This is a genomic window from Methanoculleus sp. UBA413 (assembly GCF_002502935.1).
Lineage (GTDB): Archaea > Halobacteriota > Methanomicrobia > Methanomicrobiales > Methanoculleaceae > Methanoculleus > Methanoculleus bourgensis.
Genome location: NZ_DAQR01000117.1, coordinates 22,848 through 28,286 on the forward strand (window position 1 = coordinate 22,848; position 5,439 = coordinate 28,286).

The window sequence follows — 5,439 nt, forward strand, 5'->3', positions numbered from 1 at the left end:
GGATCGCATCAGGGATCTCTCCTGCGAATAGCGCAACCCCGATCTTTGACCAGGGGCTCGATGGCAAAGGACACAGCGACAGAATCCTCGATAATGTATACCGGTCGATGGAGCTTCGTGTGTAGCTCCCGGTCGAACCGGTACGATGTAAGCTGCCTCGTCCCGGGCCGGGAGGGCCGGTGTAGCCATCCGTTGCTCATCACGCTCATCCCCGCAGCTCCAGGGAATCCACCAGTCTACCATTGCGATCGTAGAGCGAGGCAATGCCCCCGCCACTCTTCCAGACTGGCCTTTTGCTCCCCGGTAGATCGGTCGTTGGGTTTATCCCGCCAGACCATGTTCTTTGTATTATAATGCCACCTCTATAAATATAGGATGACGCGTAAGTGCTGCTGAATTATCTTGATAGTAACTTACGCGGGTCGTAATTCTCTTCACCGACTGGAATCTGCGAGAAAATGTCAACCATGGAGTTAACCAGTCCGGATTGGGGCGATAGATGAAAGGGTACTGACAAGAGAGACCGCTCTACCACTCCCGTTCACCTTTTTATAACAATCTTCATCGGTGAGACATTTCGCTTCGCCTGGGCTGGCCCGGTACCAGTCGCACTGTGCGAGGGAGTGACTCTCCGGATCTCATAACCTGACCGGAGGAGGTCGAGAAAGATCGCCTGGTATGCGCCCATCTCACATAATTCAAGGTGGTAGCGGTGTACCGTCGATTTCGTACCGTACTTCGCCGGGACATCCGCCCAGGAGCACCCGGTGGAGAGGACGTACAGGATGCCGTTGAACAGCCTGCGGGGGTCACACCGGGGTCGGCCGACGTGCGGCTTCGTTGAAGGGAGATGGTTCTGGACGATCGCCCAGAGGTCATCATCAATTTCCCGGAATACCATGACCCTGGGTATTATCTGTGAGTTATTATAATTTTAGCAAACTAAGAAAAAATGATCATAAAACCCCGCTTAAAACGGAGATCAAATCGATCATCGAGATACTCGATCTGATACTCCCATAGTAAATTCAGACCACACGGAATTCGCGACTGTGCAAAAAGCGTCGATACGCACCCTCAGCCACACGACCTATCCGTCCCACCTCTTCGCCTGGATCTATCGCGCCCAAACCCAGCCTATCGATACCCCATCTCTGCTGCGACCGATTGGCCGGCACCCTTATGAGAGCCTCCATACGCTCCGGCATGATGAGTCGCGCAAAAAGGAGTGGGTCTGCATGCAACCCAACATGGTAACGGCTCCCCGTCTATTGCGCCGGAGGCCCGTGGCACTACCCTGCCGTGTCCGGCAGAAGTGTGCCCCCGCCGGGGGTCCGGCAAGGGCTGCTGCCCCAAGTTTCACCGTGCCGGTGCCGCACGCTTCTGTAATGCCCGGCTCTCCACAAGTTCCGCGAGAAGGTCCATAATCTCGACCATCTCTTCCTTCATCCCTGACTGGAGCATCGCATCGCGGTCCTCGACCGTCTGGAAGGCCAGAGGGGTCGTCATCCTCGTCCTGTCTTCGAGGTCATCGAACGTATCCGTCTCAAGCAGGACATGGCCCGGCATGGCTTCGTACTCGAAGGTGTAGATAAGCTGCTCGGGCTGCGTAACCTCGTGGAAAACACCCCGAAATGCGTAATCGTTGCCCTCGGCGTCACGCTGGACGATGCGCCACAGACCGCCCGGTCTCGCATCCATCTTCTCGACCGTAGTCTTGAAGCTCTTTGGCCCCCACCACTGCGATACCAGCTCCGGCTCCGTGCACGCCTCCCATACGATCTGGCGCGGCGCATCAAAGACACCCGTGGCGATGATCGTCGATTTTCCCGGTTCAGCGGTGATTTTCGTCTCTACCATATCGGTTTCTCCTCCTCTGTTTTTCGGGTTCCAGATCCCTCCTTGCTAAAAATACTTTCCCGTGCGGCAACGTGCAGGGCGTCTCCTGCCCCCATCTCCCCCCGCGGGCTGAAGAATGAAGTCGATTGCGCTTGCCGCTCACTTCAAGAGTAACAACAATACTGGTAAAACAGTGCCGGGGCTCAAGAACCCCGTCCCCAGTACCCCCGGGCGGATTCGAACCGCCGTCGCCGGATCCAAAGTCCTGCATGATTGACCTCTACACTACGGGGGTAAGAAATGAACCCGGGGTCTCGCAGAGGTACCCTGGGTGTCCACCTATCATTAGGTTTGCGGGATTATATCGGTTTTGTAGGTGCCACTCATGCCCGCTCGAAGTCGTCCTCGAATCTGACGATATCGTCCTCGCCGGTATACTCCCCGATCTGCACCTCGATCAGTTCGAGCGGCAGGAGGCCGGGGTTCGCGAGCCGGTGAACCGTCCCCGCCGGGACGAAGGTGGACTCACCGTTCCTGAGGAGGTAGGTCGCATCCCCGATCGTCACCTCGGCACAACCGGTGACAACCACCCAGTGCTCGGAGCGGTGGTGGTGCATCTGCAGCGACAGCCGCCGCTTCGGGGGGACGGTGACCCGCTTGATCTTGTACGACCGCCCCTCCTCAAGGTTCGTGTAGGAGCCCCAGGGTCGGTGGACCCGCGTGTGGAAGAGCGCCCGGGAATCCCCCTTCTCGCGAAGCGCCTTTGCGATCTCACCTACCCGCTGGGCCTCGTCCCGGGTGGCGACCAGGATCGCATCCTTCGTCTCGACGATGGCAAGGTCGTGGATGCCGACGGTGGCGACCAATCGGTCGGCGACGATCAGGTTCCTGGAGGAGTCGATCCCGATATGCTCGCCCCTGACAGCGTTTGCGTCCCCGCTCTTCGGCAGGACGGCGTAGAGCGCGTCGAAGTTCCCCAGGTCGTTCCAGTCGGCATCGAGCGGCACAACCGCCGCCCGTTGGGTCTTCTCCATGATCCCGTAGTCGATGGAGAGGGCGGGGGTTGCATCGTATGCCTCCTCGATCGGGTGCTCAAACGCTCTTACCACCTCGGGTGCGCAGGTTTCACACTCGGCAAGGAAGAGATCGGCGTCAAAGCAGAACATACCGGAGTTCCAGAGGTAGCCGTCGGCGATATACCGGCCGGCGGTTTCAGGGTCAGGTTTCTCCACAAAGGCGTCCACGAGCGACCCCTCCCCCAGGGACTTGCCCGGGCGGATATAGCCGTATCCGGTGTGGGGCGAGGTCGGCCGCACGCCGAAGACCACGAGGTAGTCCTTTGCAAGCCGCTCCGCCCGGAGGAAGGCCTCCTGGAACGACCCGTTTGCGCTGATCAGGTGGTCCGAGGGGAGCACCGCGACCGTATCGGAGCCGTCTTCCCGGGTGACCTCCCGAACACCGTAGTAGATCGCGGGCAGGGTGTTTTTGCCCACCGGCTCCACGAGAACCCGGCAGTCGCATCCGATAGCGGCAAGCTGGTCCCTGACCAGGAACCGGTGGTCCGTGTTGGTGACGATGGCGATCTCCTGCGGGGAGGAGAAGAGGAGCGACCTCTTCACCGTCTTCTGGAAGAGTGACTCGTCATCGACCAGCGGGATAAACTGTTTCGGGTAGTGTTCCCTCGAGAGCGGGAAGAGGCGGGTGCCGCTCCCGCCTGCAAGAATAAGTGTCTTCATGAGGATCGACTCCGTGCCGCAGGCACTCGTTTGTATTCTATTGCAGCAGGGTGGATAAAAACATAAGGTCTCCGCGATGATCCGGGCAAACCGGGTGATGAGCGGCCGATCATATCGCACCAGGCGGTGTATCGGCACCCTGTCGCGTTCCTTGCCCGGCCCTGCAAAAAGAGAGAGTTCCTCCTCACGCCCGGGTCATCGTCAGATTCCCGGGGTAGAGCGCCCGGGCCTGCGGGTCGAGGTCCTCTGCGACCGCAAGGGCCAGTTCAGCCTCCTGGTATTTCCCGAGCCTCCCAAGCACCATGCCGTAGGTGACCCAGGCAAAGATGCACAACCGGTCAAGGGCGAGCGCCCGGATGCAGGCGAGCACCGCTTCCTGGGGGCGGCCGAGCCGGGTGAGGATCACTGCACGGTTGTTCCAGGCATAGACGTCGTTGTTGTCGCAGAGGAGCGCCGCACTGAATGCGGCCAGCGCCTCCTCGTAGCGGCCCTGCCGTTCGAGCGCCACGCCCATGTTGTTCAGGGCCGCCGATTCATGCAGGTTCCCCGCTGTTACGTCGTTGTACGCCCGTAACGCATCTCCAGCATCCTCTTTACGGGGAGACTCCGGTATAACCAATCTGGGCATACGAATGTTACCTCGGACTCCATACCGCGGAGCAAAGATATATAGGTTCCTGCAGATCCTGCTCCAGGATTGGAGCAATCCGGGATCGGCCTGCAGGCTGCCCTCCGGAGAGGATTACTGATCATCGCGCCCCAGTCAGCCGCTGCGGTCCCGGAACCATGCCACAGTCTTCTGGAGTCCTTCATCGAGCGTGCAGCCGGGGGAGAAACCAAATGCGTCCCTGGCCCGGGAGATATCGGCGAGCGAGTCCCGCACATCCCCGGGCCGCGGGGGTTCATATAGCGGCCGGCGGTGTATGCCGGTGATATCCGAGAGGACGGATGCAAGTTCGTTGAGGCTGATCCGACGCCCCCCTGCGATGTTGAAGACGCCTGAGGCGTCGCTTTCCATCGCGAGGATATTTGCCCTGACGACATCCCCAACGAAGATGAAGTCCCGGGTCTGCTCCCCGTCGCCGTAGATGGTCGGTGGTTTCTCGTCGAGCAGCCGGGTGATGAACTTCGGGATCACAGCCGCGTACTCGGATCTGGGGTCCTGACGGGGACCGAAAACGTTGAAGTAGCGCAAGAATACAGTCCTGATGCCATAGAGGTCGGCGAAGACCTTCCCGTAGTATTCGCCCGCAAGTTTCGAGACTGCGTAGGGGGAGAGCGGTGTCGGCGCCATCGTCTCACATTTGGGGAAGGTCGGGTCGTCGCCGTAGATCGCAGAGGTGGAGGCCGCCACGACTGCCGGAACGTTGCACTCCTTTGCGGCCCAGAGGACGTTCAGGGTTCCGCCAACATTCACTGCGTTTGTCTCCCGGGGCATCTCCACGGAGCGGGGCACAGAGGCGATTGCCGCCTGGTGGAATATACCGTCCGCCCCGGCAAAGGCATCGATGAGCAGGTCGATGTCGGTGACGCTCCCCTCGACGAATGTCACCCCCGGATGGTCGATGAGGTGCCCGAGGTTCTCACGCCTCCCGGTGGAGAGGTCGTCGATGATCACGACCTCGTGGTCGCGTGCCAGCCGCTCTGCGAGGTTGGAGCCGATGAACCCGGCCCCGCCCGTGACGATGTAGCGCATACCGGTATGGTTGGGTGCTCCAGCGATTTGAGTGTTGCCGGAGGTGCCGGAGGTATAGCAGCATGGGGTGTATAGAGGTGGGATCCGTGGTAGGGGGCTGTGTCTGAATGTGGTGAACTGGCTGCCGGGAATGAGGATCGGTGCGTTTGCTGCAGGTCCTGCAGCTGG

Annotated in this window: 5 protein-coding genes and 1 tRNA gene; all 6 read right to left on the reverse strand. The window is 60.1% G+C overall.

Annotation, left to right across the window (positions count from 1 at the left end; genetic code table 11):
- Window positions 1-541: 541 nt before the first annotated feature.
- The gene (locus BP858_RS09855; protein ID WP_286879404.1) at window positions 542-901 is read right to left on the reverse strand and encodes a transposase; all 360 of its coding nucleotides are present in this window, start codon (window positions 899-901) and stop codon (window positions 542-544) included.
- A gap of 458 nt (window positions 902-1,359) precedes the next feature.
- Window positions 1,360-1,860, reverse strand: coding sequence for an SRPBCC family protein (locus tag BP858_RS09860; protein WP_286879405.1), 501 nt, complete (start codon window positions 1,858-1,860; stop codon window positions 1,360-1,362).
- 201 nt (window positions 1,861-2,061) lie between these two features.
- Window positions 2,062-2,134: transfer RNA gene (locus BP858_RS09865), tRNA-Gln, on the reverse strand.
- Window positions 2,135-2,222: 88 nt separating this feature from the next.
- A complete protein-coding gene (locus BP858_RS09870) occupies window positions 2,223-3,575 on the reverse strand; it encodes a mannose-1-phosphate guanylyltransferase/mannose-6-phosphate isomerase (RefSeq protein ID WP_286879406.1) in 1,353 nt (450 codons plus the stop codon).
- A gap of 184 nt (window positions 3,576-3,759) precedes the next feature.
- Window positions 3,760-4,203, reverse strand: a complete 444-nt coding sequence (locus BP858_RS09875; RefSeq protein WP_286879407.1) for a tetratricopeptide repeat protein — start codon at window positions 4,201-4,203, stop codon at window positions 3,760-3,762.
- 135 nt (window positions 4,204-4,338) lie between these two features.
- Complete coding sequence (locus tag BP858_RS09880) at window positions 4,339-5,271, reverse strand: SDR family oxidoreductase (RefSeq protein ID WP_062263144.1); 933 nt, start codon at window positions 5,269-5,271, stop codon at window positions 4,339-4,341.
- Window positions 5,272-5,439 lie beyond the last annotated feature (168 nt).

Coding starts and splice junctions, on each gene's coding strand:
- BP858_RS09880 (WP_062263144.1), bottom strand. CDS start 5,271: ATGCGCTACATCGTCACGGGCGGGGCCGGGTTCATCGGCTCCAACCTC.
- BP858_RS09875 (WP_286879407.1), bottom strand. CDS start 4,203: ATGCCCAGATTGGTTATACCGGAGTCTCCCCGTAAAGAGGATGCTGGA.
- BP858_RS09855 (WP_286879404.1), bottom strand. CDS start 901: ATGGTATTCCGGGAAATTGATGATGACCTCTGGGCGATCGTCCAGAAC.
- BP858_RS09870 (WP_286879406.1), bottom strand. CDS start 3,575: ATGAAGACACTTATTCTTGCAGGCGGGAGCGGCACCCGCCTCTTCCCG.
- BP858_RS09860 (WP_286879405.1), bottom strand. CDS start 1,860: ATGGTAGAGACGAAAATCACCGCTGAACCGGGAAAATCGACGATCATC.